Raw genomic sequence first — 26,247 nt, forward strand, 5'->3', positions numbered from 1 at the left:
TGCACTGTTTGAAGGAATGTTCGGCCATAACAGAAGAATGACCGCATGATGGGCGGGGATTCTAGCATTTAGTCGAGGGATGGTGTAGGACACAGCAGATATGAGCTGTAAGCCGCAGGCTTCAAGCGCAATTCAAGGCAGATTTGGGAAGGTTTTTTTGAATCTCGGAAACTACAAGGGGAGCCGAAGCTCCCCAAGAAGTAGTTGCATGCTCTATTTTTATTATTGGTTTCGGGCTTTTTGTTTTTGTTAAGTGCCCTCGTCATGACGTGTTTCTTTCATGACCCTCCCAATCGGGAGCCAAGAGCAAACGGATTGCTTTGGTCGCTGTGCTGCAGTGATCTTGCGATCCAACCAGTTCAGGCACTGTCTTAGGACAGTTTTTTATTATTCTCGGCCTGGTCGTGGGGCGATCCCCCAAATACAACGCCTCTCCAAAAGAATCAGTTAGCTGCGCCTCTCGCCGTCTTGTTTTTATTGTGCGTGAGTCGATTCGTCTTATTTTTATTATGTTATGCATTGCTTGTTATTGTTCTTGTACCAGACATATAGCATGGTGCGTGCCAACTTTTGCGAACCCCAGTAAAACAAGGGGTTTGGCCGGTTGGTTCAGTTTTTTCAGGCCAAAAAAACCGGGGCTTCGTTACCGTAAGCCCCGGCTTCTGTTACGTGAAAAATCTGAGGTAACAGTTTTTTCACAAAGTCATGTGTTACCCGCGCATCAGACAGGTGCCATTCAGCTTTCGCTGGCGACCCCGGTTTTGCGGCGCGGGATGCCCAGGCGCTGACGACGCTCCCACAGGCATTTACGGCTGACCCCGAGTTTGCGGGCCAGCTCGGTTTCGGTCATGTGGTCCTGATGCTCAAGGACAAAGTGCTGGAAGTAGTCTTCCAGTGACAAATCTTCGGTCGGCTCATGGCTGGAGTTACCGCCATTGCTGGCCTGCTGCGGTGCCAGGCCGATGAAGTCGTCGTCTTCCAGGTCACTCAGTTCGATGTCGATACCCAGCAGCTCGGCCGAAATTTCCGGGCTCTCGCACAGGATGACTGCGCGCTCGACGGCGTTTTCCAGCTCGCGAACGTTACCTGGCCAGGTGTAATGACGAATCGCCTGTTCGGCATCCGGGGCGAATTTCAGATCGGTGCGGTTGACCCGCGCGCTCTGCCGCGCCAGGAAGGCATTGGCGATTTCGTTAACGTCCGCACCGCGCTCGCGCAAGGCCGGCAGCTTCAGGGCGATCACATGGAGGCGGTAATACAAGTCTTCACGGAACTGGCCGATTTTTGCCAGGCTCTTGAGGTCCCTGTGAGTCGCGGCGATCAGGCGTACGTCGACTTTCTGCGATTGTACCGAGCCTACCCGGCGAATTTCGCCTTCCTGCAACACGCGCAGCAAGCGGGCCTGGGCTTCCAGTGGCAATTCGCCGATTTCATCGAGGAACAGGGTGCCGCCGTCCGCCGCTTCCACCAGACCTGCACGCCCGGCGCTGGCGCCCGTGAACGCGCCCTTTTCGTGACCGAACAGCTCGGACTCGATCAGGCTTTCCGGAATGGCTGCGCAGTTCACCGAAATCATCGGTGCCTTGGCGCGCTTGGACAGGTTGTGCAGGGCACGCGCCACCAGCTCTTTACCGGTACCGGATTCACCCTGAATCAAGACATTGGAGTCGGTTGGCGCGACTTTGCGGATTTTGCTGTACAGGTCCTGCATCGGCGGGCACGAACCGATAATGCCGATTTCACCGTTGCTGTTATCGACGCCAGCTTTTGCGGCGCCGTTGGTCGCTTTGCCGGCGGCAGGTTCGACGTTGGCTGGCAGTGATGCCCGGTCACGCAGGATGCGGGCGACGGCCTGGAGCATTTCATCGTGATCGAAAGGCTTGGCGATGTAATCCACCGCGCCCATCTTCATCGAATCGACTGCCGAACGCAGGCTGGCGTAGCTGGTCATGATCAGCACCGGTGTGCCCTGGCCGAGTTTGATCAACTCGGTGCCCGGTGCGCCCGGCAGACGCAGGTCACTGACGATCAGGTCGAACGTGGGAATGGTGAAGCGTTCTTGTGCTTCCTGCACTGAACCGGCTTCGCTGACCTGGTACTGGTTACGTTCCAGCAGGCGGCGCAAGGCGGAGCGGATAATTGTTTCGTCTTCGACGATCAAAATGTGCGGCATTGATTCGATACTCTCGACGGTCTCAGTTCACAGCGGACGTCGCTTCGACATGACGCGGCAAGGTCACCCGGATTCGGGTGCCGCGTTGGCTTTGAACATCAGCCGGGCTGTCGATGGTGATTTGTCCATAATGCTCTTCAACGATGGAATAGACCAGTGCAAGGCCCAGACCGGTGCCTTCGCCAGGATCCTTGGTGGTGAAGAAAGGTTCGAACAATCGGTCCATGATGTTCTTCGGAATACCGCTGCCTTCGTCTTCCACGATCAAGTCGACCGTGTGTTCGCCGGCTTCGCTTTTTACCCGCACCGCGCTACCGGGAGGCGAGGCGTCGCGGGCGTTTGAGAGCAGGTTGATCAGTACTTGGGCGAGTCGCTGCGGATCGCCTTCGACCCAGTGATCGGGGTCGCACAAGTTATAGAACTGCACTTCGAAATTGCGTCGGTTCAGCGCCAGCAAGCCGATGGCATCCTGAGCCACTTCGGCCAGACAGACGGGCTCATCGGTTTGCTGGTGACTGCCGGCGTGGGCGAAGCTCATCAGTGACTGGACGATGCGTGACACACGCTTGGTCTGCTCAAGGATCTGCCCGCTGATTTCCTTCAGTTCGCCATCGTCTTCGCGCTCTTCGCGCAGGTTTTGCGCCAGGCAAGCAATGCCGGTGATCGGGTTGCCGATTTCGTGGGCGACACCTGCCGCGAGTCGACCGATGCTGGCCAGGCGCTCGGAGTGCACCAGTTTGTCTTCAAGCATCTGAGTTTCGGTCAGGTCTTCCACCAGCAACACCAAGCCGCTGTTACCCGGTGCGAGCGGTTCATCGATCGCCGCTTTGTGCAGGTTCAACCAGCGGGTCTGGCCATCCAGGGCCAGGTGCTGTTTGTGTAAGTGTTCGTCCGGCAAATTAATGAAGCCTTGCAGGAGTTCTTTCCACGGATCGGCAATGGTGCTCAGGCGCGAACCGACCACTCGTTGCGCGGCAATCCCCGTCAATTCCTCCATGGCTTTGTTCCACATGAGGATTTCCTGATCCTTGGCCAGTGAGCAAACACCCATCGGCAGTTCCTGCAGGGTCTGGCGGTGATAGCGGCGCAGGGCATCGAGTTCGGCGGCAAGGCCAGTCAGGCGCGAGTGGTAGTCCTCGAGGCGACTTTCGATGAAGTGAATGTCTTCAGTGACATAGTTCTCGCCGCCTGCCTTATAAGGCAGGAACGTTTCGACCATGTCCTGAGCCACGCTCGGGCCCATCAGGCCAGACAGGTTGGCTTCGATGCGGTCACGCAATCGGCGCAAGGCGTATGGGCGACGCTCGTCGAACGGCAGGTAGAGATCGCGCAGCGCCTGTTCGACTTCTTTTTGTGCCGCCTTGGCGCCCAAGGGTTTTGCCAGCTGCGTGGCGAATTCCTGAGGCGACGCGGCGTGCAGTTCGCGGCGTTGCGGGCGACGCACATTGTCCACCGCACAGGCTTCGGCGGCGCTGGCCTCTTCAGGGCTGGCGTTGGTGAACAGCGATATCAGAGTGAACATCAGCACGTTGGCTGCCAGCGAGGCAATCGCCGCCATGTGCCAACTGGTGTCGTCCAGTACGTAGATCATGTTCAGCAGCGGAATATAGAAGCCCTGCAGATTGCCCACCAGCGGCAACAGCATCGTGACCAGCCACACCAGAATTCCCGCCAGCAAACCGGCAATGAAGCCGCGACGGTTGGCGGTTGGCCAATACAGAACCGACAGCACCCCGGGCAGGAACTGCAACGTGGCAACAAATGCGACGATGCCGAGGTTCGCCAGATCCTGCTCTGCACCCAGCATCAGGTAAAAGCCGTAGCCGGCCATGATGATCGCAACGATCAACGCCCGACGAGTCCACTTCAGCCAACGGTAGATGTTGCCTTCGGCCGGTGGCTGATAGAGCGGCAACACCAGATGGTTCAGTGCCATCCCGGACAGCGCCAGGGTAGTGACGATGATCAGGCCGCTTGCCGCCGACAAACCGCCGATATAGGCCAGCAGTGCCAAGGCTTTGCTGTTGGCGGCGATGCCGATGCCCAGCGTGAAGTATTCCGGGTTGGTGGTGGCACCGAGCTTCAGTCCGGCCCAGAGAATCAGCGGCACCGCCAGGCTCATCAACAGCAGGAACAGGGGCAGGCCCCAACTTGCACTGACCAGCGAGCGCGGGTTGAGGTTTTCGGTAAAGGTCATGTGATACATGTGCGGCATCACAATCGCCGAGGCGAAGAACACCAGCAGCAACGTACGCCACGGACCTTCTTGCAGCGGCGTGTGCAAAGCGGCGAGGGCGGTCTGGTTTTGCAGCAGCCAAAGCTCAAGGTGTTGCGGGCCGTCAAATACACCGTACAAGGCATACAGACCGACACCGCCGAGGGCGATCAACTTGATCACTGACTCGAAGGCAATGGCGAACACCAGGCCTTCATGTTTCTCGCGGGTGGCGATGTGGCGGGAACCAAAGAAGATGGTGAACAGGGTAATCAGTGCGCAGAAACTCAGGGCGACCCGATGCTGCACCGGCTCACGGGTGAGAATGCTGATGGAGTCGGCGACTGCTTGAATCTGCAAGGCCAGCAGCGGCAACACGCCGACCAGCATGAAAATGGTGGTCAGCGCCCCCGCCCATGTACTGCGGAAGCGGAACGCGAACAAATCGGCCAGGGACGACAGCTGATAGGTGCGGGTAATTTTCAGGATCGGGTACAACAGCACCGGCGCCAGCAAAAATGCGCCGGAGACCCCGAGGTAGCTGGATAAAAACCCGTAGCCGTACTGATAGGCCAGGCCCACCGTGCCGTAAAACGCCCACGCACTGGCGTAAACGCCCAGTGACAGGGTGTAGGTCAGCGGGTGGCGAATGATCGCCCGGGGGATCATGCCCCGTTCACTGACCCAGGCCACGCCGAACAGCACCGCCAGGTACGCGGCGCTGATCAGGATCATCTGGGTCAGGCTAAAGCTCATCGGCATCTTTTTGGCTCTGCAGGATGAAGGTCACGACGATCAGAATCAGCCAGAGCAGATAAGGGCGATACCAGGCGCCAGTGGCGTCGATCCACCAATCCATGATGGCCGGGGAGAACAGATAAATCCCCACTACCAGGAGCAGGACCAAGCGATAGATGTACATCCCGGTCTCTCTTTTTTATGCGCGTGCCCGAAAACGTGCGGCGATGGTAACGGATGGGCGCGCCACTGCAAGTGCGATCACTGCAGTTGCGCCTCAGGCAGGTTCAGTGTGCGCGGGATCAGCGTCGCATCCCAGTGGGCAATGCCCCAGTTCAACACTTCCCGTGGGCTGGCGTAAGCCAGTTCGGTAGCGGGATTTTGCCCGAGAGCGCGTAATGCACGCAGCAATAAAGGGGTGGCCTGATCTTCGGTCAACGGCGGCGAGCGGTAGGATTTGCCGAGTTTGTTGCCATCGGGCTGGGTAATCAGCGGGATGTGCAGATAACGCGGTTGCCGCAGGCCGAGCAGTTCTTGTAGATAGAGCTGGCGCGGCGTGGAGTCCAGCAGGTCGGCGCCACGCACAACGTCGGTGATGCCTTGCCAGGCATCGTCCAGTACGACAGCCAATTGATAAGCGTAGAGCCCGTCGCGACGGCGAATCACAAAATCGCCCACCTCGCGACCCAGATGCTGGCGGAATTCACCTTGCACGCGGTCGATGAAGTGGTATTCCAGCTCAGGCACGCGCAGGCGAATCGCCGCGTCTTCGGTGCCGTGGCCAGCGTTGCGGCACAGTCCCGGATAAATACCGTGGTAGTGCTCCAGCTGCTTGCGCGAGCAGGTGCAGGCGTAAGCAAGGCCGTGATTGAACAGGCGGTTGAGTACTTCGGCGTACGCTTCATGCCGGTCGCTCTGGCGGACCATTTCGCCGTCCCACTCGAAACCATAGCTTTCAAATGCCTTGAGAATCGCCGCCTGAGCGCCGGGTTCTTCCCGTGGCGGGTCGAGGTCTTCCATGCGCATCAGCCAGCGGCCACCCACCGCGCGGGCGTCGAGGTACGAGGCCAGTGCGGCGACCAGCGAACCGAAATGCAAATGTCCACTGGGCGTGGGGGCGAAACGCCCGATGTAGGTGGGGGAGGTGATAGCAGTCATGAGGGCAAGTTTACTTTGTCTGGTCGTGCTCAAGTCCCTGTGGGAGCGAGCCTGCTCGCGAAAGCGGTGTATCAGCCGCCATCAATGTTGAAGCTGATGGCCCTTTCGCGAGTAGGCTCGCTCCCACAGGTTGCTCTCCGTGGTGAATCTCAGAAACAAAAACGGAGCGTTCGCACGCTCCGTTCTTCGTTCAAGTCGATGTTACTTGCCGACTTGCTTTTCCTTGATTTCCGCCAGGGTCTTGCAGTCAACGCACATGTCGGCGGTAGGGCGGGCTTCGAGTCGCTTGACGCCGATTTCGACGCCACAGGACTCGCACCAGCCATATTCTTCGTCTTCAATCAGTTGCAGCGTCTTGTCGATCTTCTTGATCAGCTTGCGCTCGCGGTCGCGGGCACGCAGCTCGAGGCTGAATTCTTCTTCCTGGCTGGCACGGTCTGCCGGGTCCGGGAAGTTGGCCGCTTCGTCTTTCATGTGATCAACAGTACGGTCGACTTCCTGCATCAAGTCCTGTTTCCACTTGTTCAGGATCTTGGTGAAGTGAGCGCGCATGGGCTTGCCCATGTACTCCTCGCCCTTCACTTCTTTGTAGGGTTCGAAGCCGCTGATTGTCGTGCTTTGCTGTTGCTTTGCTTGGGTGGGCATGAAATGGACCGCCTCTACTCTTGTAATCCATCTGCGCAGGATTGCTCCATCACCGACACCTGCCGGCCCTGCGGCTGCAAGCGGGCGAACTTACCAGATCAAATCGGGGCGCGCTACTCCTGGATGTCGAGGTAGTGGCCCTTTGCGCTTGCAAATCATCGCAAAGCCTTGTCTGGTGGTGTTGGAGACCTGGTCAAATATTGATTTTAGTCAAACTTGGGGTACTCGTTTGAGTCGTTTATGGTCAGGTGCTAAGGCGTCAGACCGCTTTAGGCTCTCGCTCGTTCCTGCGCTTGGGTAGAATTGATTCTTTTCTCTGTTGAAGGAAGGCTAATGGCTCAGTCCTACAGTGCCCGCAGTCGTGCAATCGAACCTTTCCACGTCATGGCGTTGCTGGCGCGGGCCAACGAACTGCAAGCCGCTGGCCACGACGTCATCCACCTGGAAATCGGCGAGCCTGACTTCACTACCGCTGAGCCGATCATTCAAGCCGGCCAGGCGGCATTGTCGGCAGGGAAGACCTGTTACACCGCCGCGCGGGGTATTCCCGAGCTGCGAGAGGCCATTTCCGGTTTCTATCAGCAGCGTTATGGGTTGAACATTGACCCCAAACGAATCCTCATCACCCCAGGCGGTTCGGGCGCCTTGTTACTGGCCAGCGCCTTGCTGGTGGATCCGGGCAAGCACTGGTTGCTGGCGGATCCGGGCTACCCCTGCAACCGGCACTTCCTGCGATTGGTGGAAGGTGCGGCGCAGCTTGTTCCTGTAGGTCCAGAGGTGCGTTATCAGCTGACCCCTGATCTGGTTGCGCGTCATTGGGAGCACGACAGCGTGGGCGCGTTAGTGGCTTCCCCAGCCAATCCGACCGGGACGATCCTGACGCGCGATGAGCTGGCGGGGTTGTCTGCGGCGATCAAGCTGCGACACGGTCATCTGGTGGTGGATGAGATCTATCACGGCCTGACGTACGGCACCGATGCCGCCAGCGTGCTGGAAGTCGATGACAGTGCGTTTGTGCTGAATAGCTTTTCCAAGTATTTCGGCATGACTGGCTGGCGTCTCGGTTGGCTGGTGGCGCCTGAGGCCGCTGTCGGCGAGCTGGAAAAACTCGCGCAAAATCTCTACATCAGCGCGCCGAGCATGGCCCAGCATGCCGCATTGGCCTGCTTTGAGCCGGCGACCATCAGCATTCTCGAAGAGCGCCGCGCTGAATTTGGCCGTCGTCGCGATTTCCTGCTGCCAGCCTTGCGCGAGCTGGGTTTTGGTATCGCCGTGGAGCCGGAAGGCGCGTTCTATTTGTATGCGGATATTAGCAAGTTCGGCGGTGATGCCTACGCGTTCTGCCGACACTTCCTTGAAACCGAGCATGTGGCAATTACCCCGGGACTCGATTTCGGGCGCTTTCACGCTGGGCACCATGTACGTTTTGCCTACACTCAAAGCCTGCCGCGCTTGCAGGAAGCGGTCGAGCGAATCGCTCGCGGTTTGAAGAGCTGGCAAGGCTGATGCGTTTTCATCCTCCCCTCGAAGAAGGGCGTCTGATCCGTCGTTACAAGCGCTTTCTCGCCGATATCGAAACCGTTAGCGGCGAGTTGCTGACTATTCATTGTCCCAACACGGGCTCGATGCTCAATTGTCAGGTCGAGGGTGGGCAGGTCTGGTTCAGCCGTTCCAACGATCCGAAACGCAAGTTGCCCGGTACCTGGGAAGTCGGCGAAACCCCGCAAGGGCGCTTGTTTTGTGTCAACACCGGGCGAGCCAATGGTTTGATTGAAGAGGCGTTGCGCGCGGGTGTGATCAGTGAACTGAACGGTTTTACTGAGCTCAGGCGCGAGGTGGCTTATGGGCAGGAAAGCAGCCGGATCGATTTCCGTCTTGATTACCCCAGCGGCCCGGCCTATGTAGAAGTCAAAAGCGTTACCCTGGGCTTCGACGGCTCTGCGGTGGCCGCGTTTCCCGATGCGGTGACCCAGCGTGGAGCCAAGCATTTGCGCGAATTGGCGCACCTGGCCCGGGACGGGATTCGTGCGGTTCAGTTGTATTGCGTCAACTTGACCGGTATCGATGCGGTGCGTCCTGCGCAAGAAATCGACTCGGCCTACGCGGCGGCTTTGCGTGAGGCGGTGGCGTGCGGGGTGGAAGTGCTGGCCTATGGCGTGCGTCTGACCCATGAGGAAATGGTGGTTGATCGGCGCCTGGACGTGCTGCTCAGCGGCTAAAGGCTGACCCAGATACCTTGCGCGTCTTCGCGGCAGGGCACGGTGGTCAGCGATTGACCGGCGCAGGGGCCGGAAACGCATTCCCCGTCTTCGATCAGAAACAGCGCGCCGTGGGTGGCGCACTGAATCAGGCTGTTGCTGGGGTCGAGAAAGCTGTTTGGCGTCCATTCCAGGCCGACCCCGCGGTGCGGGCAGCGATTCACGTAGACGTAGACCTGACCACCCCGGCGTACGGCAAAGAGTTTCTGTCCTTCGATGTCGAAACCGCGACTGCTGGCGTCAGCCAATTCGACACCTGTGCAAAGAAACTTCATGTCTATCCTCAGATCCATCGCCTCGTGACTAGAAATGTCCAAGCTTGACGTTCAAATGCAAACAATTATCAAATGGCCGCCTTGCCCGTCGGGCGCAGGTGCCGGTGGCCGAGAATACGTGGCCTGCCATCTCGATGCCCGGGAAAAAACTTTAAAGGAAGCTGTCTATGCGCCTGAGTACCCGCGTTGCTGCGCTCTGTGTCGGACTCTTCGTCAGTCACCATGGCGCAGCGGACGAGTTACCGCAACGTTGGGTCACTGCCGGTGGCGCGCTGTCCGAGTGGGTGAGCGTACTGGGGGGCGAATCGAAACTGGTGGGTGTCGACACCACCAGTCAGCACCCGGAAAGCCTCAAGGCGCTACCAAGCATCGGCTATCAGCGGCAATTGTCGGCAGAAGGTATTTTGAGCTTACGCCCGCAGTTGCTGATAGGCACTGAAGAAATGGGTCCGCCGCCGGTGATCACGCAGATTCGTAACGCAGGGGTGCAGGTTGAGTTGTTCTTGGCTCAACCGGATCTACCGACGTTGCAGGTCAATTTGCAGCATCTGGGCAAATTGCTGGGGGCTGAAGACCAGGCTGCACAGGCATACCAGCGCTATCAGGCGCAACTCGATCAACAAAAAATCCGGGTGACCAAGGCACAGCTCACGCAACAATCACCGGGCGTGTTGATGCTGCTCGGGCATGCGGGCGGCAAACCGCTCATCGCTGGCAAGGACACCGCCGCCGATTGGTTGCTGCAACAGGCCGGCGGTCACAACCTGGCCACACATACCGGCTATAAGCCTTTTTCTGTTGAGTCACTTGTGAGCCTGGATCCCGAAGTGCTGGTGTTTGCCGACCGCGCACTGACGGGGGATGCGGCGCGTGCCGCGCTGTTCAAGGAAAATCCGATGCTGTCCTCGACCCGCGCGGCGAAGGGCGGTCGAGTCATGGAGCTGGACCCGACGTTGCTGGTGGGCGGATTGGGGCCAAGGTTGCCCGAGAGCCTGAAAAAGCTCTCTGACGGGTTCTTTCCTGGCACTGCCGACCAATGACCATTCTGGTTAAACCGCGTGCGCTGTTCATTGGTCTGAGCCTTTTGTGTTTGCTGGCGATCTGGCTGTCACTGGCGCTGGGGCCGGTCAGTTTGCCGTTGCTCGACACCTTGCACGCTGCCCTGCGCCTGCTCGGATTGCCGATTGCGCCGGACGGGCTGGAGCAAGCCGAATTGATCGTGGGGCAGATCCGTCTGCCGCGAACCGTGCTTGGCTTGGCGGTGGGCGGCGTGCTGGCGCTGACCGGTGTGGCGATGCAGGGTCTGTTTCGTAACCCGCTGGCCGATCCGGGATTGGTTGGAGTGTCCAGCGGCGCGGCATTGGGTGCCGCCATCGCGATTGTGGGTGGGTCAATGTTTGGCGGGCTGCCTGAGTCGTTCGGGCCTTATCTGTTATCGGTGTGTGCGTTTCTCGGTGGCTTGGGGGTGACGGCGCTGGTGTATCGACTGGGCCGACGCAATGGCCAGACGAACGTCGCGACGATGCTGCTGGCCGGTATCGCATTGACCGCTCTGGCAGGCTCGGCGGTGGGGTTGTTCACCTATCTGGCTGACGATGCAACCTTGCGTACGCTGACCTTCTGGAACCTGGGCAGCCTTAATGGCGCCAGTTACGCACGACTCTGGCCGTTGCTGGTGGTAAGTGCGGGCGTGGCACTCTGGTTGCCGCGTCGAGCCAAGGCCTTGAATGCATTATTGCTGGGCGAGTCGGAGGCCGGACATCTGGGCATCGACGTCGAAGGGCTCAAGCGTGAGCTGGTGTTCTGCACGGCATTGGGTGTTGGCGCAGCGGTGGCGGCGGCGGGAATGATCGGATTTGTCGGGCTGGTGGTGCCGCACCTGGTGCGCTTGCTGGCCGGCCCCGATCATCGAGTGTTGTTGCCCGCCTCGGTTCTGGCAGGTGCCAGTCTTCTGTTATTTGCCGATCTGGTGGCCCGACTGGTCCTGGCGCCGGCCGAACTACCGATCGGCATCGTCACGGCCTTTATTGGTGCGCCATTTTTCCTGTTCTTGTTGCTCCGGAGGCGCGCCTGATGTTGCGCACGCAAGACCTGCAAATCCGTCGCGGCGCCAAGACCGTATTGTCGGACATCACGCTTGAGCTCATGCCTGGCGAAGTGCTTGGCGTGCTCGGCCCCAATGGCGCCGGCAAAAGTACCTTGCTGAGTGCCTTGTGCGGCGAATTGCACGCCCATCATGGAAGCGTCTGGCTCGATGATCGCCAGTTAAGTCACTGGGCTGCAGCGTTGCGCGCCCAGCGCCTGGCGGTGCTGCCGCAGGTGTCGACCCTGGACTTTGCCTTTCGCGTCGAAGAAGTGGTGGGTATGGGGCGTTTACCCCATCAAAGCGGTCGGGTGCGCGATGACGAGATTGTCGCTGCCGCGTTGCACGCCGCCGATGCCGGGCACCTGAGTGGTCGCAGCTACCTGGCCCTGTCCGGTGGCGAGCGTCAGCGGGTGCATCTGGCCCGGGTGCTGGCGCAGCTTTGGCCGGGTGAGGCAGGGCAGACGCTGTTGCTCGATGAGCCGACCTCGATGCTCGACCCGCTGCATCAGCACACCACCCTGCAAGCGGTGCGCGAATTTGCCGATCGCGGCGCGGCCGTGTTGGTCATCTTGCATGATCTGAACCTGGCGGCGCGTTATTGTGATCGACTGTTGCTGCTTGAGGGCGGGCGTCCGGTGGCACTGGATACACCGGAACAGGTCCTGAAGCCGGAGCCGCTCAAAGCCGTATTCGGGCTGGAAGTATTGGTCCAGCGCCATCCGGAGCGTGGGCATCCGCTGATCATCGCCCGCTGATACTTGTCATTGAGGTGAACATGCGTGGAATTTTGCTGTTGGCCGTACTGCTATTGAGTGCCTGCCAACATGTCTCGGTGCCACCGCCGGTCAGTGCTGACATTCGGGACCTGAGTACCGGCCAAACGCTGACGGCGCAGGAACTGATCGAACGACTTGCCGAGCCTTCGCGGCTGATCGTCGGCGAGCAGCATGACAATCGCGATCACCATCAACTGCAACTGTGGTTGCTGCAGTCGCTGGGTGAGCTGCGACCACAAGGCAGTTTGCTCCTGGAAATGCTGATGCCGGATCAACAACAGCGCGTTGATGACGTTCGCCATGCCACGACGCCACCGGAAAATTTGCCAGCTGCCTTGGCTTGGCAGGAGGGGTGGGACTGGGAGCTGTACGGGCCGATCGTGCGTTTCGCGCTGACTCAGCCTTATCCGCTGCTCGCGGCCAATCTGGATAGCCTCGACGTTCGTGCGGTTTACGCCAAGCCTGCGCCATTGAGCGGTTCGCGTTCCAATGCCGCAGTGGTCAAGCAGGTGTTGCTGGCACAGATCAGCGACTCCCATTGTGGCTTGCTGCCCGCTTCGCAAATGCCCGCCATGTTGGCGGTCCAGCAGCAACGAGACCGGCGAATGGCTGAGCGCTTGGTGGCAGCCCCTACACCTTCACTGCTTTTTGTCGGTGCTTATCACGCGCGCAAGGACGTTGGTGTGCCGATTCATATGCTGGATTTGGGGCAGGCACAAGCGCCGGCGGTTTTGATGCTGGCAGAGCAGGGGGCCGAGGTGACAGCCGCAATGGCCGATTACGTCTGGTACACCCCCGCTTCACCGCCTAAGGATTACTGCGCACAGATGCGTCAGCAATTCGGCAAGTAACGGACAGGTTTTTCACAGGCAAAAAAAGACCCGGCAAGAGCCGGGTCAAATAACCGTGATTAGCCTGATGAGGAGATATCTGAGAGTCCGAACCAAGGGCTTTTCAAATATCGACCAGTCTCGCGACCAGTTGTGATAATCATATCGATTCTCATTACCAAGTCAGCCGCTGTTTTTTGATTTCTTTTAAATGCGTCGCCAGTCCGTTTCAAAGCCCGGTAAACACTGGGGCATGAGGTCGCGAGCCTGAGTGAAATCAATACCTCAAGCCTTGTGGCGCGACGAAATCGCTTCCAGCTGTTTGTTCAAGGCTTCTTTTCGCTCGGCTGGAATGTCATTCCAGTGCACATCCATCAATGCGCCTTCGATTGCATACAACAACACCTTGGACGCTCGAAACCCGCGCGTACGCACGGCTCGATAAGCATCCACCGCCCCAAGGCGACGCAAGTCCGAGGCACTGTGGATACCCACGGCATGCAGCCACTGCGCCGACGTCTTGCCAAGATTTTTCAGGTGCTGCAGTTCATCATTCATCAAGCCTCCTTGCGACGGCCGAACGGAGCGTGTGCGAGCTTCTCAGGAGTGTAGCCATCAGTAGGAAAAGCGTGATTGTTTGGCGGTTTTCGACGTAAAAGCTTCTAAGAAGCAAACTCAACAACTTGGCTGAGTGTCGGCGAATGCAAATGGGGTGGGTACTAGAAGTCTAGCTGTCGCGAGCAAATTCGGAGTCCAGCGCAAAGTGGCGCGCTGGACTTGTCAGGTAAAGCGTCTTTTTAACGAGTGCGATAACGCAGGCGAGTGCCGAAGTTCATCGACATCAGGATCTCGTCCGCGCTCAGCTCTGGCGGGAAGTAGGCGCCGGAGATCTGGGCATGAGCCAGGCTGGCCCCTTCGAGGGATGCGTTGCGAAAGTCGATGCCGCGCAAATCGGCGGATCGGAAATAGGCATCGGTAAAGTCGACCCCATCAGCGTTCAGCTCACGCAAGTCCAGCCCCCGGAAATCGCCACCCACCATGTCAATGGGGCCGTCTTTGGGCCGTTCGTTGTTGAAGCCTGTGATGTCGTCTTTGTGCAGCAGGGCATACAGCGGGGTGTCGAGAAACTTGGGCTGGCTCATGTCGCATCACCTGATGGTTTTATGACGCCAGTATAGTGCCACTATTTGACAGCCGTGAAGCCTGGGGAGGCCTCACGGCTGAAATAGTTTTACAGGCCTGGCATGCGTTGACGAATTTGCGCGACGACCGTATCGAGGGTCCCGCTTTCATTGGTCTGGACACGCTTGCTGCACAGAATTTCTGCAGGCGTCAGTGGTTCACGATTGGCTTGCTGGGCTTCGATTATGGCCAGGTTGGCGTCGGACGGATCCTTGTTGTCTGCCTGGCGCAGGGCCAGCCAGCTTTCGATCACGGCTTGTGGTGCGTTGCAATCGAGGATCAGGAACGGTGCACCTGTGGCCTCGGCGATTTTTGCCGCGCCGTCGCGCTGGTCGCGCTTGAGGTAGGTGGCATCGATCACCACCGGGAAACCGGCGCGCAGGATGACCCCGGCAATCTCATGCAGACGGCTGTAGGTGGCGGCACTGGCGTCGGCACTATAAATGCCGGCCTGCGGTTCATTCGCTACGGTTTGTTCGCCGAACAGACGTTTGCGTTCTACATCCGAGCGAAGGCGAATGGCGCCCAACGCTTCGACCAGACGCATGGCGACGTGGCTCTTGCCGACAGCGGACACACCGTGGGTAATCGCCATGAAACGCGAAGGAATGGTGCTGTAGCTTTCCGCGAGGTTGGCGTAGTTGCGGTACTGGCGCAGGGTCGTGGCGCGCTGCACCGGGTCGGCTTCGGCCGGCATGCTGAACAAGCTGACCTTGGCGCGAACCAGTGCGCGGTAGGCTTTATAGAAGTTCAGCAGTTCAAGGCCTTGATAGTCTCCGGTCAGCTCCAGGTATTGGCTGATGAAGCGGCGTGCCAGGGACTTCAGGCCACGGTCTTCCAGGTCCATCGCCAGGAAACCGGTGTCGGCGTAGACGTCGGTGAAACGGAACGGCTCGTTGAACTCGATGCAGTCGAAGATCACGACCTTGCCACTAATCACGGTAGCGTTGCCTAGATGGATATCACCATGGCATTCACGAATGAAGCCTTCGGCTTTTCTCTGGGCGAACAGTGGCTTGAGGCGTTCGAAGCTGCTTTCGGCCCAGGCTTGCAGGGCGTCGAGTTGCAGCAGATCAGCCTTGTCGCTGAGGAACGGGCGGATCTGTTCGAAGTTCTGGCGCACCGGTGCCATCACGCTGTCCGGGGTGCCAGCTTCGTGTTCGGCAGGGACTTTCGGCGCGGAGAGGTGAAATTGGGCAATCTGCGCAGCCATTTCGTCGATGTGCGCGGTGGTCAGTTCGCCATTGGCCTGCAGGGTGCTGAGCAGTTGGCTTTGTGGGAATTGACGCATTTTCAGGGCGAAGTCGACGACAGGGCCTTCACCGCCCAGTTGTGGCGCTTCGGCGCTGCCGGTGATTGGCAACACTTCCAGATACAAATCGTTGGTCAGGCGCTGGTTCAAGCGCAGTTCTTCACCACAGAAGTGCTCGCGGGCGTCGAGGCTGGTGAAGTCGAGGAAGCCGAAATTCATGGGCTTCTTCACTTTATAAGCAAAGGGGCCTGTGAGGATGACCCAGGAAATATGGGTTTCGATGACCTGGAACCCGTCTACCGGATGCGGGTAGAGGGCCGGGTTTTGCAGAGCGGCGATCAGGGACTGGCTCACAGGCGATCCTTCAGAGTCTGGGAAAAATTCAAGGCCGCCATTATGGCCGCAAGTCCGCCTGACGCAAACCTCGGAGGGCGTCTGTCGAGTCTGGATAAAGTGCGTATAATCCGCCGCCATGACTCGTACTCGATCCCCCCGCACTCCAAAAAAACCACCTTCCAGGGGCCTGAGCCCATGGTTGGGCTGGGCCCTTAAACTCAGTCTGGTCGGCCTCGTGGTGCTCGCCGGATTCGCGGTTTATCTCGACGCTATCGTCCAGGAAAAATTCTCCGGCAAGCGCTGGACCATTCCGGCCAAGGTGTATGCGCGCCCGCTCGAACTGTTCACCGGCCAGAAGCTGAGCAAGGAGGACTTCCTCACCGAGCTCGACGCCTTGGGCTACCGACGTGAAAGCGTGAGCAATGGCCCGGGCGCAGCCTCGGTCAACGGCAATACCGTCGATTTGAATACCCGCGGCTTCCAGTTCTATGAAGGCCTGGAGAAACCTCAGCCCGTGCGCGTGCGTTTCTCTGGCGACTATGTCGCAGAGCTTTCGGCGACCAACGGTTCGAAGCTATCGGTGGTGCGGCTGGAGCCGCTGATGATCGGCGGTATTTACCCGAAAAACCTGGAAGACCGCATCCTGATCAAAATCGATCAGGTCCCGCCTTATCTGCTGGAAACCCTGATTGCCGTGGAAGATCGGGACTTCTATAGCCACTGGGGCGTGTCACCGAAGTCGATTGTCCGGGCTGTCTACGTCAATACCTCTGGCGGCAAAATGACCCAGGGTGGCAGTACGCTGACACAACAGTTGGTCAAGAACTTCTACCTGACCAGCGAACGCAGCCTGTCGCGCAAACTCACCGAAGCCATGATGGCGATGCTGCTTGAGCTGCATTACGACAAACGAGAAATTCTTGAGGCTTACCTTAATGAAGTGTTCGTTGGTCAGGACGGCCAGCGCGCGGTTCACGGTTTCGGTCTGGCCAGCCAGTTCTTCTTCGGGCAGCCGTTGTCCGAACTGAAACTGCACCAGGTCGCCATGTTGGTGGGAATGGTCAAGGGGCCGTCCTATTACAACCCGCGCCGCAATCCTGAGCGGGCCCTTGAGCGACGCAATCTGGTGCTCGATGTCCTTGAACAACAAGGCGTCGCCACCGCTGAGCAGGTCGCTGCCGCGAAGATAATGCCACTGGGTGTGACGACGCGCGGCAAGCTGGCCGACAGCTCTTTCCCGGGTTTTATCGATCTGGTTAAACGCCAGTTGCGCGAAGACTACCGCGACGAAGACTTGACCGAAGAAGGTCTGCGGATCTTCACCAGCTTCGACCCGATTCTGCAGATGAAAGCCGAAGCCTCGGTCAACGACACGTTCAAGCGTCTGTCCGGTCGCAAGGGTTCCGATGAAGTCGAAGCCGCCATGGTCGTGACCAACCCGGAAACCGGTGAGGTCCAGGCCATGATCGGCAGCCGTCAGGCCAGTTTTGCCGGTTTCAACCGTGCGCTGGACGCGGTACGCCCCATCGGTTCGTTGATCAAGCCGGCGGTTTATCTGACGGCCCTTGAGAAGCCCACTCAATACACGCTGACCAGCTGGCTGTCGGATGAGTCCTTTTCGGTCAAAGGCGCGGACGGTCAGGTCTGGAAACCGCAGAACTACGATCGCCGTTCCCACGGCACGGTTTTCCTGTATCAGGGGCTGGCGCATTCCTACAACCTTTCAACCGCGCGCCTGGGTTTGGCAATAGGTGTACCGAACGTCCTCAAGACCCTGGCTCGCTTGGGCGTGACTCGTGAATTTCCGGCGTTCCCGTCGATGTTGCTGGGCGCAGGTGGCATGACGCCGATTGAAGTGGCGACCATGTACCAGACGTTGGCCAACGGTGGTTTCAACACACCGATGCGCGGGATTCGCAGCGTATTGACCGCCGAAGGTGAACCGCTCAAACGCTATCCTTTCCAGATCGAGCAGCGTTTTGATCCAGCGTCCATTTACCTGATCCAGAGCGCCATGCAGCGGGTCATGCGTGAAGGTACCGGCAGTTCGGTTTATAACGTGTTGCCCAAGACCCTCACCCTGGCTGGCAAGACCGGTACCAGTAACGATTCCCGGGACAGCTGGTTCGCCGGTTTCAGTCAGGACTTGCTGGCGGTGGTCTGGCTGGGCCGCGATGACAACGGCAAGACGCCATTCACCGGCGCTACCGGCGCCTTGCAGGTCTGGACCAGTTTCATGCGCAAAGCCGATCCGCTGCCGCTGGACATGCCGCAGCCGGACAACGTAGTTCAAGCCTGGGTCGATTCACGTAGCGGTCAAGGCTCCGATGCGGGCTGCCCAGGCGCTGTGCAGATGCCGTATATTCGCGGCAGCGAACCACCTCCCGGTGCGGCTTGTGGTGGCGAAGGCCCCGCTTCCGGTGAAACGGTGATGGATTGGGTCAAGGGCTGGATGAATTAAGCAAAGAGGGATTCAAGTGAACAAGTGGTTGATACCAGCGGTTGTCACCGTGGCGTTGCTCAGCGGTTGCTCCACCGTACAACGTGGTTCGATTCCGGTTGAGGATTCCGGCACGGCTGTGTCCAACAGTGAGCGGATTTCGGCGAATGGCGGCTTTCGCAAGACGACTGTGAAACGTCCTGCGCAAGCCCAAACCCAATCCCAGACCCAGGCGATTCCGCAAGGCGATACCGGTGTGGTGGTGATGATCCCGGGTGGCGGCGCTGCCACCTCCGCACCGATCAGTACCTCGCCAATCACACCGGGTCCGATTACTCCTGGGCCGATCGATACGTCGCCAGTCCAGTCTGCACCGATCGATCAGGGCAGCTACAGCATGCCGTCGACGCCGAGCGGGATTCCTTCGGCGAGCGCTGGCGGTCTGTCAGCCGACGAGCAGCTTGATGGTCCGGTGCTGGCGCTGTTGACCACGGCTCAACAGCAACAGGCAAGCGGCGACCTCAACGGTGCTTCGTCCAGTCTGGAGCGTGCTCAGCGCGTCGCGCCGCGTGAGCCGCAGGTGCTTTATCGTCTGGCTCAGGTGCGCATGGCTCAAGGGGATGCCGCGCAGGCTGAACAATTCGCCCGTCGTGGTCTGACCTTCGCCAATGGCCGTCCGGATCTCCAGGCCAGTCTCTGGGACTTGATCGCCCAGGCGCGAGACAAACAAGGTGATTCTGCCGGCGCAGCTTTGGCCCGTCAGAAGGCCAAGGTATCGCTGTGATGGACGCACGTTTCCCGAAGATTGCCGAGCAGCTGCTGCTGATTGAGCGTGAACTGCGGGTGCAGGGGTGGTGGGGTGACGTTGCACCCTCTGCTGAAGCGCTTTCCAGTGTCGAGCCGTTTTCGGTCGATACGCTGGACTTCGAACAGTGGCTGCAATGGATCTTCCTGCCCCGGATGAAAATGATCCTCGAGCAGGATCAGCCATTGCCCGCCGTATCCGGGATTCAGGAAATGGCCGAAATGGTCTTCGCCGCCCGTGATGTCCAGGGCAAGGATCGGCAGCTGCAAGTGCTGCTCAAAGAGTTTGACCTGCTGATCACCACCTCGCGCTAACACCGATCCTTCTTTGTAGGAGCCGAGCTTGCTCGGCTCCTACAGCAGTTCTGCACAACCTGTTTCTGTGTTTCGCCAATGCGTTCCTGACGTTGTTGATCGGTCAGGCGGTGCATCTCGCCGCTCACATCCTCCGAAGTCGGGGATTGCTCCGCAGTTTCACCAGCTTCGTTCTCGTACCATTTACTGGTGTTGAGTTGCGCAATCGAAGCTAACACAGTCGCTGTTTGGCGATTTTTTCTTGCTTTCTCATGTGCTTACTTCAATAAAGCACATTGACGACTTGACTTGCAGAGGACGAAACAGAAGAATCCAAAGTCCGCTGTAGAGGGACTGCCAGAAGCAGGCCCACTCAGCAGATCATGAGGCGCACACCCGCGCCGACTTGTTACACCCGCAACGCGTTACCTCGCGCTGGGTGGGAAAGGCCCGCAACACTTGGGACGATCCCAATACTTGCTCAGTCAGTGCTGACGTAGTCGGCGACCACCGTCGCTCATGCTCTGCTGAGAAGTAAACCTATTAAGACCCGTCCCCGTTTGAGTGGACGGTATTCTGGCGTTTTAGAGGTGAACAACGTGGAGCTTTTATCTGGCGGTGAGATGCTCGTCCGCTTCTTGCGTGACGAAGGCGTCAAATATATCTACGGGTACCCGGGTGGTGCTCTTCTTCATGTATACGATGCCCTGTTCAAAGAACCGGAAGTGACTCACATCCTGGTTCGTCACGAGCAGGCTGCGACCCATATGGCTGACGGTTATGCCCGTGCCACCGGTAAAGCCGGCGTGGTACTGGTGACTTCCGGCCCGGGCGCAACCAACGCCATCACCGGTATTGCCACGGCCTATATGGACTCCATTCCGATGGTGGTCATTTCCGGCCAGGTGCCTAGCAGCATGGTGGGCACCGATGCGTTCCAGGAAACCGACATGATCGGTATCTCCCGGCCGATCGTGAAGCACAGCTTCATGATCAAGCACGCATCGGAAATCCCGGAAGTCATGAAGAAAGCGTTCTACCTGGCGCAATCCGGTCGTCCGGGTCCGGTCGTTGTCGATATCCCGAAAGACATGACCAACCCTGCCGAAAAGTTCGAATACATCTTCCCGAAGAAAGCCAAGCTGCGTTCCTACAGCCCGGCCGTCCGCGGTCACTCCGGGCAAATCCGCAAGGCGGCAGAAATGCTCCTGGCGGCCAAGCGTCCAGTGATGTACGCCGGCGGTGGTGTGATTCTCGGTGGTGGCTCCGCGCCGCTGACCGAATTGGCGAAGATGCTCAACCTGCCAGTGACCAATACCCTGATGGGCCTGGGTGCCTACCCTGGCACCGATCGTCAGTTCATCGGCATGCTCGGCATGCACGGCAGCTATACCGCCAACCTGGCAATGCACCATGCCGACGTGATCCTTGCAGTCGGCGCGCGTTTCGATGACCGCGTGATCAACGGTCCGGCAAAGTTCTGCCCGAATGCCAAGATCATTCATATCGACATCGACCCGGCTTCGATTTCCAAAACCATCAAGGCAGACGTGCCTATCGTCGGTCCGGTCGAGAGCGTCCTGACCGAAATGGTCGCGATTCTCAAGGAAATCGGCGAGACCCCGAACAAGGAGTCCGTTGCCAGCTGGTGGAAGCAGGTCGACGAGTGGCGCGGTGATCGTGGCCTGTTCCCTTACGACAAGGGCGACGGCAGCGTCATCAAGCCGCAGACCGTGATCGAAACCCTGTGCGAAGTCACCAAGGGCGACGCCTTTGTGGCCTCCGACGTGGGTCAGCACCAAATGTTCGCGGCGCAGTACTACAAGTTCAACAAGCCGAACCGCTGGATCAACTCCGGTGGATTGGGCACCATGGGCTTCGGTTTCCCGGCGGCCATGGGTATCAAGTTGAACTTCCCGGATGCGGATGTCGCCTGTGTGACGGGCGAGGGCAGTATCCAGATGAACATTCAGGAACTGTCCACCTGTCTGCAATATGGTTTGCCGGTAAAAATCGTCATCCTGAACAATGGCGTTCTGGGTATGGTTCGCCAGTGGCAAGACATGAGTTACGGCAGTCGTCACTCGCACTCCTACATGGAGTCGCTGCCTGACTTCGTCAAGCTGGCAGAGGCCTATGGCCACGTCGGCGTGCGCATCACCGACTCGAAAGATTTGAAGTCGAAGATGGAAGAAGCGTTCGCCATGAAAGATCGCCTGGTGGTCATCGATATTTCGGTCGACACCAGCGAACACGTCTACCCGATGCAGATCAAAGACGGCTCCATGCGCGATATGTGGCTGAGCAAGACGGAGCGTACTTAATCATGCGACACATTATTTCCTTGCTTCTGGAAAACGAACCGGGCGCTCTGTCTCGTGTAGTCGGCCTGTTCTCGCAGCGCAACTACAACATCGAAAGCCTGACCGTGGCGCCAACCGAAGACCCGACCCTGTCGCGTCTGACGCTGACCACGGTTGGCCATGATGAAGTGATCGAGCAGATCACCAAGAACCTGAACAAATTGATCGAAGTGGTCAAATTGGTCGACCTGTCGGAGAGTGCTCACATCGAGCGCGAACTGATGCTGGTCAAGGTCAAGGCCACCGGCGCCCAGCGTGCCGAGATCAAACGCACGACCGATATTTACCGTGGGCAGATCGTTGATGTCAGCGCCAGCGTGTATACCGTTCAACTGACCGGTACCAGCGACAAGCTCGACAGCTTCATTCAGTCCATTGGCACTGCGTCGATTCTGGAAACCGTCCGTAGCGGCGTAACCGGTATTGCCCGCGGCGACAAAGTACTCAGCATCTAAACCAAATTAGCGAATGGCCTGAACGGCCTGGATATATAGGGGAATTTCATGAAAGTTTATTACGAAAAAGACTGCGACCTGTCCATCATCCAAGGCAAGAAAGTTGCCATTATCGGTTACGGTTCCCAAGGCCACGCTCAAGCGTGCAACCTGAAAGACTCCGGCGTTGACGTTACTGTTGGTCTGCGTAAAGGTTCGGCCACTGTTGCCAAAGCCGAAGCTCACGGCCTGAAAGTGACCGACGTTGCTTCCGCTGTCGCGGCTGCCGACCTGGTCATGATCCTGACCCCGGACGAGTTCCAGTCTGCCCTGTACAAGAACGAAATCGAGCCGAACATCAAGAAAGGCGCCACCCTGGCCTTCTCCCACGGCTTCGCGATTCACTACAACCAGGTTGTTCCGCGTGCTGACCTCGACGTGATCATGATCGCGCCGAAAGCACCGGGCCACACTGTGCGTTCCGAGTTCGTCAAAGGCGGCGGTATTCCTGACCTGATCGCTATCTATCAGGATGCTTCCGGCAACGCCAAAAACGTTGCGCTGTCCTACGCCGCTGGCGTTGGTGGCGGTCGTACCGGCATCATCGAAACCACCTTCAAGGACGAGACCGAAACCGACCTGTTCGGCGAACAAGCCGTTCTGTGCGGCGGTACCGTTGAACTGGTCAAAGCCGGTTTCGAAACGCTGGTTGAAGCTGGCTACGCGCCAGAAATGGCCTACTTCGAGTGCCTGCACGAACTGAAACTGATCGTTGACCTCATGTACGAAGGCGGTATCGCCAACATGAACTACTCGATCTCCAACAACGCTGAGTACGGCGAGTACGTGACTGGCCCGGAAGTGATCAACGCCGAGTCCCGTCAGGCCATGCGCAACGCCCTGAAACGTATTCAGGACGGCGAATACGCCAAGATGTTCATCAGCGAAGGCGCAACCGGCTATCCTTCGATGACCGCCAAGCGTCGTAACAATGCCGCTCACGGTATCGAGATCATCGGCGAGCAACTGCGTTCCATGATGCCGTGGATCGGTGCCAACAAGATCGTCGACAAAGCCAAAAACTAAGTCACGCCCTTGTACGGAAAACGCGGCCTAGGCCGCGTTTTTTCGTTTGGGTCGCCGCTTCTGGTATAAAGCTGCATCGTTTGTGGCCGAACCGTCGTCCCAGACACCTGTCGAAAACTTTCCATCCTGTTGCAAGGTAACGTCCATGAGCGAACGCCCCGAAGAGCCAAACCAGGCTTCTGACGCCGAAAGCCTGCTGCCTATCGATGAACATATCGAGGAAGGGCATGACGCTGAAGGTCGCAAAGTCCGGCATCGTGGTATCTATCTTCTGCCGAATCTGTTCACCACTGCGAACCTGTTCGCAGGGTTTTATTCCATCATTAACTCGATGAGCGCCCAGGCCGCCTTGAGCGCCGGTGATTCGGTCAATGCGAGCAAGTACTTTGCTTTTGCCGCAATCGCGATTTTTGTCGCGATGGTGCTCGACGGTCTGGATGGTCGTGTGGCTCGCATGACCAATACCCAGAGTGCTTTTGGTGCCGAGTACGACTCGCTGTCGGACATGGTCGCCTTCGGTGTCGCGCCGGCATTACTGGCGTTTGGCTGGGCCTTGGGTGATATGGGCAAGGTCGGCTGGATGGTTGCCTTCATCTATGTGGCGGGGGCGGCATTGCGTCTGGCGCGCTTCAACACTCAGGTCGGCACTGCGGACAAGCGTTACTTCATTGGTCTGGCCAGTCCGGCTGCGGCGGGTGTGGTTGCGGGAATTGTCTGGGCGTTCAGCGACTACGGCATTCAGGGGTCGAAGATGTCCTTCCTGGTTGCGCTGATGGTAGCGGCTGCCGGCATGCTGATGGTCAGCAACATCAAGTACAACAGCTTCAAGGAGCTGGACTTGAAAGGGCGCGTGCCTTTCGTGGCAATTCTTGCGGTGGTGCTGGTCTTTGCTGTGGTATTCAGCGATCCGCCACGCATTCTGCTGCTGGTTTTTCTCGCTTACGCGGCCTCTGGTCCGGTGCAATACCTGTTGCGTCTTCGTCGGCACAAAAACGCCGAGTGATGTAATTTCCCTCATACTCCGCAGTCTATTGGTGCATCTGTTCTCCAAAGCTGCGGAGTTGCCATGCTGATCAAAGTCCCCAAGGCGTCTGACTGTCATGAGTCGGACGTCACGCCTGAATCCTTCTATCTATCTCGTCGAAATGTTCTCGGGGCTGCCGGTGCAGGTTTGGCTGTCAGTAGCCTGCCGCGCTGGGCTTGTGCCGAAGAGGCTGCGCGTTATGCGGACGTCGAGCCTGGCAAGGCGCCTTCCTGGTTTGCCGAAAAGCTTCCTTCTACTAAATGGGGGGCGATTACCGTCAAGGACGAAGCGATCACGCCCTTCAAGGATGCAACCCACTACAACAACTTCTATGAGTTCGGCACTGATAAAGGCGATCCTGCTGCGAATGCAAGCGCACTGAAGACCGAACCGTGGCGTGTGGTGGTGGATGGTGAAGTGGGCAAGCCAGGGCGGTATGCGCTGGAAGACTTCATGAAGCCTTATCAGTTGGAAGAGCGGATCTATCGTCTTCGTTGTGTTGAAGCCTGGTCGATGGTCATTCCGTGGATCGGGTTCCCCATTTCGGCCTTGCTCAAGCAAGTCGAGCCGACCTCTCAGGCGAAGTACATTCGTTTCGAAACCCTGGAAGACCCCAAGAGCATGCCGGGTCAGCGGTCAGGCTTTGCCTTGATTGACTGGCCGTATGTAGAAGGGCTGCGTCTGGATGAGGCGATGAACCCGCTGGCGATACTTGCGGTCGGCATGTACGGGCGTGAACTGCCTAATCAGAATGGAGCGCCGCTACGTTTGGTGGCGCCCTGGAAGTATGGCTTCAAGAGCATCAAATCCATTGTGCGTATCAGTCTGGTCAGTGAGCAACCGAAAACGACATGGCAGAGCATTGCGGCGGATGAGTATGGTTTCTACGCGAATGTGAATCCCGAGGTTGATCACCCGCGCTGGACTCAGGCCCGGGAGCGCCGATTGCCAAGTGGTTTGTTCAAGCCGAATGTGCGGGACACGCAGATGTTCAATGGCTACTCAGATGAAGTCGCCTCTCTATATACAGGGCTCGATCTGCGGAAGAACTACTGATGCGTTTCCCGGTTTGGCGTATTGGCGTTTTCATTGCGGCAGCGGTGTGGCCGCTGCTCTGGCTGTATCAGGCGTGGGCGGACGTCTTGGGTCCTGATCCGGGCAAGGTGCTGGTCGATCGACTGGGGTTGGGTACGCTTGTGCTGTTACTCATTACGCTCAGCATGACGCCGCTGCAAAAACTCACCGGGTGGGCAGGGTGGATTGCGGTTCGAAGGCAGTTGGGGTTGTGGTGCTTTGCTTATGTGGTTATGCATTTAAGCGGCTATATGGCGTTCATCCTGGGGTTTGACTGGTCGCAGCTGGGTGTTGAGTTGCGCAAGCGGCCGTACATTATCGTCGGTGCGTTGGGGTTTCTGTGTTTACTGGCGTTGGCGGTGACCTCCAATCGCTACAGTCAGCGGCGTTTGGGTGTGCGCTGGAAGAAACTTCATCGCCTGGTCTATGTAATTCTCGGGCTTGGGTTGCTGCATATGTTGTGGATCGTACGCGCCGATCTGAAGGAGTGGGCGGTGTATGCCTCTATAGGGGTGTTGCTATTAGTGTTGCGAATACCGGCAGTTGCCCGTCGAATCCCGCGTTTAGTGGATAAAAAGGCACCGTCTGTACGAAAGGCGTAATTAAAGGTTGACGGCAGATTCTGGATGTCTATAATTCGCCTCACTTCCGGCGCAGTCGAAACGGAAAACTCCTTGATAAACAAAGAGTTACGCAGTTTTCGACAGCAAGCGGCTTCAGTTCATCGAAGCCCGAAAGGAAGTTGAAAAAGAGGTGTTGACAGCAGCGTGTAACGCTGTAGAATTCGCCTCCCGCTGACGAGAG

At 58.2% G+C, this 26,247-nt stretch carries 24 protein-coding genes; 15 read left to right on the forward strand and 9 right to left on the reverse strand.

Annotated elements, in window-relative coordinates; translation table 11 throughout:
- Positions 1-736: 736 nt before the first annotated feature.
- From J2Y56_RS22725 to dksA, 5 genes are all read right to left on the reverse strand, one after another.
- Positions 737-2,173, reverse strand: coding sequence for a sigma-54 dependent transcriptional regulator (locus tag J2Y56_RS22725; RefSeq protein ID WP_007948666.1), 1,437 nt, complete (start codon positions 2,171-2,173; stop codon positions 737-739).
- A 22-nt stretch (positions 2,174-2,195) separates the two neighbouring features.
- Positions 2,196-5,150 (reverse strand): sensor histidine kinase, encoded by a 2,955-nt coding sequence (locus J2Y56_RS22730; RefSeq protein ID WP_007948665.1) that lies wholly within the window; start codon positions 5,148-5,150, stop codon positions 2,196-2,198.
- A complete protein-coding gene (locus J2Y56_RS22735) occupies positions 5,134-5,310 on the reverse strand; it encodes a hypothetical protein (protein ID WP_003176118.1) in 177 nt (58 codons plus the stop codon). Before J2Y56_RS22735 ends, J2Y56_RS22730 begins: the two co-directional genes overlap by 17 nt.
- Positions 5,311-5,387: 77 nt before the next feature.
- Complete coding sequence (gene gluQRS, locus J2Y56_RS22740; RefSeq protein ID WP_310352853.1) at positions 5,388-6,284, reverse strand: tRNA glutamyl-Q(34) synthetase GluQRS; 897 nt, start codon at positions 6,282-6,284, stop codon at positions 5,388-5,390.
- A 201-nt stretch (positions 6,285-6,485) separates the two neighbouring features.
- A complete protein-coding gene (gene dksA, locus J2Y56_RS22745; protein WP_007948662.1) occupies positions 6,486-6,929 on the reverse strand; it encodes an RNA polymerase-binding protein DksA in 444 nt (147 codons plus the stop codon).
- 333 nt (positions 6,930-7,262) lie between these two features.
- On the opposite strand from dksA, the gene J2Y56_RS22750 reads away from it, so the two are divergent.
- The gene (locus J2Y56_RS22750; RefSeq protein ID WP_310352856.1) at positions 7,263-8,435 is read left to right on the forward strand and encodes a pyridoxal phosphate-dependent aminotransferase; all 1,173 of its coding nucleotides are present in this window, start codon (positions 7,263-7,265) and stop codon (positions 8,433-8,435) included.
- Positions 8,435-9,148 (forward strand): DNA/RNA nuclease SfsA, encoded by a 714-nt coding sequence (gene sfsA, locus J2Y56_RS22755; RefSeq protein WP_007948660.1) that lies wholly within the window; start codon positions 8,435-8,437, stop codon positions 9,146-9,148. Before J2Y56_RS22750 ends, sfsA begins: the two co-directional genes overlap by 1 nt.
- On the opposite strand, the gene J2Y56_RS22760 is transcribed toward sfsA, so the two are convergent.
- Positions 9,145-9,462, reverse strand: a complete 318-nt coding sequence (locus tag J2Y56_RS22760) for a Rieske (2Fe-2S) protein (RefSeq protein WP_007948659.1) — start codon at positions 9,460-9,462, stop codon at positions 9,145-9,147. The two genes, sfsA and J2Y56_RS22760, sit on opposite strands and share 4 nt — an antisense overlap.
- Before the next feature lie 167 nt (positions 9,463-9,629).
- Between J2Y56_RS22760 and J2Y56_RS22765 the strand changes: the two genes are divergently transcribed.
- The 4 genes from J2Y56_RS22765 to J2Y56_RS22780 are packed head-to-tail and all read left to right on the forward strand — an operon-like array spanning position 9,630 to position 13,175.
- Positions 9,630-10,502 carry an ABC transporter substrate-binding protein gene (locus tag J2Y56_RS22765; protein ID WP_310352859.1) on the forward strand — a complete coding sequence of 291 codons (873 nt, stop codon included), beginning with the start codon at positions 9,630-9,632 and terminating at the stop codon, positions 10,500-10,502.
- Positions 10,503-10,552: 50 nt separating this feature from the next.
- Positions 10,553-11,536: an iron ABC transporter permease gene (locus tag J2Y56_RS22770; protein WP_310352872.1), complete on the forward strand. Its 984-nt coding sequence runs from the start codon at positions 10,553-10,555 to the stop codon at positions 11,534-11,536.
- The gene (locus J2Y56_RS22775) at positions 11,536-12,303 is read left to right on the forward strand and encodes a heme ABC transporter ATP-binding protein (RefSeq protein ID WP_007948656.1); all 768 of its coding nucleotides are present in this window, start codon (positions 11,536-11,538) and stop codon (positions 12,301-12,303) included. The genes J2Y56_RS22770 and J2Y56_RS22775 overlap by 1 nt, the downstream gene beginning before the upstream one ends.
- Positions 12,304-12,323: 20 nt before the next feature.
- On the forward strand, positions 12,324-13,175 hold the full coding sequence (locus J2Y56_RS22780; RefSeq protein ID WP_310339228.1) for a ChaN family lipoprotein: 852 nt from the start codon (positions 12,324-12,326) through the stop codon (positions 13,173-13,175).
- A 264-nt stretch (positions 13,176-13,439) separates the two neighbouring features.
- On the opposite strand, the gene J2Y56_RS22785 is transcribed toward J2Y56_RS22780, so the two are convergent.
- The 3 genes from J2Y56_RS22785 to J2Y56_RS22795 all read right to left on the reverse strand — a co-directional run bounded on the left by J2Y56_RS22785 (position 13,440) and on the right by J2Y56_RS22795 (position 15,942).
- Positions 13,440-13,712: a TfoX/Sxy family protein gene (locus tag J2Y56_RS22785; protein WP_007948654.1), complete on the reverse strand. Its 273-nt coding sequence runs from the start codon at positions 13,710-13,712 to the stop codon at positions 13,440-13,442.
- 239 nt (positions 13,713-13,951) lie between these two features.
- Positions 13,952-14,296: a pentapeptide repeat-containing protein gene (locus J2Y56_RS22790; RefSeq protein ID WP_310339230.1), complete on the reverse strand. Its 345-nt coding sequence runs from the start codon at positions 14,294-14,296 to the stop codon at positions 13,952-13,954.
- Between the two features lie 89 nt (positions 14,297-14,385).
- Positions 14,386-15,942: an AAA family ATPase gene (locus tag J2Y56_RS22795; protein ID WP_310352862.1), complete on the reverse strand. Its 1,557-nt coding sequence runs from the start codon at positions 15,940-15,942 to the stop codon at positions 14,386-14,388.
- 118 nt (positions 15,943-16,060) lie between these two features.
- On the opposite strand from J2Y56_RS22795, the gene mrcB reads away from it, so the two are divergent.
- The 9 genes from mrcB (at position 16,061) to msrQ (ending at position 26,045) form a co-directional block, all read left to right on the forward strand.
- Positions 16,061-18,385: a penicillin-binding protein 1B gene (gene mrcB / locus J2Y56_RS22800; protein ID WP_033049703.1), complete on the forward strand. Its 2,325-nt coding sequence runs from the start codon at positions 16,061-16,063 to the stop codon at positions 18,383-18,385.
- Positions 18,386-18,401: 16 nt separating this feature from the next.
- Complete coding sequence (locus J2Y56_RS22805) at positions 18,402-19,148, forward strand: tetratricopeptide repeat protein (protein ID WP_007948650.1); 747 nt, start codon at positions 18,402-18,404, stop codon at positions 19,146-19,148.
- A complete protein-coding gene (locus J2Y56_RS22810) occupies positions 19,148-19,483 on the forward strand; it encodes a YqcC family protein (RefSeq protein ID WP_007948649.1) in 336 nt (111 codons plus the stop codon). The genes J2Y56_RS22805 and J2Y56_RS22810 overlap by 1 nt, the downstream gene beginning before the upstream one ends.
- 578 nt (positions 19,484-20,061) lie before the next feature.
- Positions 20,062-21,786 (forward strand): acetolactate synthase 3 large subunit, encoded by a 1,725-nt coding sequence (locus J2Y56_RS22815; RefSeq protein ID WP_007948648.1) that lies wholly within the window; start codon positions 20,062-20,064, stop codon positions 21,784-21,786.
- Positions 21,787-21,788: 2 nt separating this feature from the next.
- Positions 21,789-22,280 carry an acetolactate synthase small subunit gene (ilvN, locus tag J2Y56_RS22820; protein WP_003176102.1) on the forward strand — a complete coding sequence of 164 codons (492 nt, stop codon included), beginning with the start codon at positions 21,789-21,791 and terminating at the stop codon, positions 22,278-22,280.
- Between the two features lie 48 nt (positions 22,281-22,328).
- The gene (ilvC, locus tag J2Y56_RS22825; protein WP_007948647.1) at positions 22,329-23,345 is read left to right on the forward strand and encodes a ketol-acid reductoisomerase; all 1,017 of its coding nucleotides are present in this window, start codon (positions 22,329-22,331) and stop codon (positions 23,343-23,345) included.
- Between the two features lie 145 nt (positions 23,346-23,490).
- Positions 23,491-24,348, forward strand: a complete 858-nt coding sequence (gene pssA, locus J2Y56_RS22830; RefSeq protein WP_007948646.1) for a CDP-diacylglycerol--serine O-phosphatidyltransferase — start codon at positions 23,491-23,493, stop codon at positions 24,346-24,348.
- A 63-nt stretch (positions 24,349-24,411) separates the two neighbouring features.
- A complete protein-coding gene (gene msrP, locus J2Y56_RS22835; RefSeq protein WP_310352867.1) occupies positions 24,412-25,425 on the forward strand; it encodes a protein-methionine-sulfoxide reductase catalytic subunit MsrP in 1,014 nt (337 codons plus the stop codon).
- On the forward strand, positions 25,425-26,045 hold the full coding sequence (gene msrQ, locus J2Y56_RS22840) for a protein-methionine-sulfoxide reductase heme-binding subunit MsrQ (RefSeq protein ID WP_310339243.1): 621 nt from the start codon (positions 25,425-25,427) through the stop codon (positions 26,043-26,045). The genes msrP and msrQ overlap by 1 nt, the downstream gene beginning before the upstream one ends.
- Positions 26,046-26,247: the final 202 nt, after the last annotated feature.

The sequence above is a fragment of the Pseudomonas sp. BE134 genome (genome assembly GCF_031456105.1).
Classification (GTDB): domain Bacteria; phylum Pseudomonadota; class Gammaproteobacteria; order Pseudomonadales; family Pseudomonadaceae; genus Aquipseudomonas.

What these genes read in the sequence shown, in the direction of transcription:
- J2Y56_RS22725 (WP_007948666.1), bottom strand. Translation starts at nt 2,173, where the DNA reads ATGCCGCACATTTTGATCGTCGAAGACGAAACAATTATCCGCTCCGCC.
- J2Y56_RS22730 (WP_007948665.1), bottom strand. Translation starts at nt 5,150, where the DNA reads ATGCCGATGAGCTTTAGCCTGACCCAGATGATCCTGATCAGCGCCGCG.
- J2Y56_RS22735 (WP_003176118.1), bottom strand. Translation starts at nt 5,310, where the DNA reads ATGTACATCTATCGCTTGGTCCTGCTCCTGGTAGTGGGGATTTATCTG.
- gluQRS (WP_310352853.1), bottom strand. Translation starts at nt 6,284, where the DNA reads ATGACTGCTATCACCTCCCCCACCTACATCGGGCGTTTCGCCCCCACG.
- dksA (WP_007948662.1), bottom strand. Translation starts at nt 6,929, where the DNA reads ATGCCCACCCAAGCAAAGCAACAGCAAAGCACGACAATCAGCGGCTTC.
- J2Y56_RS22750 (WP_310352856.1), top strand. Translation starts at nt 7,263, where the DNA reads ATGGCTCAGTCCTACAGTGCCCGCAGTCGTGCAATCGAACCTTTCCAC.
- sfsA (WP_007948660.1), top strand. Translation starts at nt 8,435, where the DNA reads ATGCGTTTTCATCCTCCCCTCGAAGAAGGGCGTCTGATCCGTCGTTAC.
- J2Y56_RS22760 (WP_007948659.1), bottom strand. Translation starts at nt 9,462, where the DNA reads ATGAAGTTTCTTTGCACAGGTGTCGAATTGGCTGACGCCAGCAGTCGC.
- J2Y56_RS22765 (WP_310352859.1), top strand. Translation starts at nt 9,630, where the DNA reads ATGCGCCTGAGTACCCGCGTTGCTGCGCTCTGTGTCGGACTCTTCGTC.
- J2Y56_RS22775 (WP_007948656.1), top strand. Translation starts at nt 11,536, where the DNA reads ATGTTGCGCACGCAAGACCTGCAAATCCGTCGCGGCGCCAAGACCGTA.
- J2Y56_RS22780 (WP_310339228.1), top strand. Translation starts at nt 12,324, where the DNA reads ATGCGTGGAATTTTGCTGTTGGCCGTACTGCTATTGAGTGCCTGCCAA.
- J2Y56_RS22785 (WP_007948654.1), bottom strand. Translation starts at nt 13,712, where the DNA reads ATGAATGATGAACTGCAGCACCTGAAAAATCTTGGCAAGACGTCGGCG.
- J2Y56_RS22790 (WP_310339230.1), bottom strand. Translation starts at nt 14,296, where the DNA reads ATGAGCCAGCCCAAGTTTCTCGACACCCCGCTGTATGCCCTGCTGCAC.
- mrcB (WP_033049703.1), top strand. Translation starts at nt 16,061, where the DNA reads ATGACTCGTACTCGATCCCCCCGCACTCCAAAAAAACCACCTTCCAGG.
- J2Y56_RS22810 (WP_007948649.1), top strand. Translation starts at nt 19,148, where the DNA reads ATGGACGCACGTTTCCCGAAGATTGCCGAGCAGCTGCTGCTGATTGAG.
- ilvN (WP_003176102.1), top strand. Translation starts at nt 21,789, where the DNA reads ATGCGACACATTATTTCCTTGCTTCTGGAAAACGAACCGGGCGCTCTG.
- ilvC (WP_007948647.1), top strand. Translation starts at nt 22,329, where the DNA reads ATGAAAGTTTATTACGAAAAAGACTGCGACCTGTCCATCATCCAAGGC.
- pssA (WP_007948646.1), top strand. Translation starts at nt 23,491, where the DNA reads ATGAGCGAACGCCCCGAAGAGCCAAACCAGGCTTCTGACGCCGAAAGC.
- msrP (WP_310352867.1), top strand. Translation starts at nt 24,412, where the DNA reads ATGCTGATCAAAGTCCCCAAGGCGTCTGACTGTCATGAGTCGGACGTC.
- msrQ (WP_310339243.1), top strand. Translation starts at nt 25,425, where the DNA reads ATGCGTTTCCCGGTTTGGCGTATTGGCGTTTTCATTGCGGCAGCGGTG.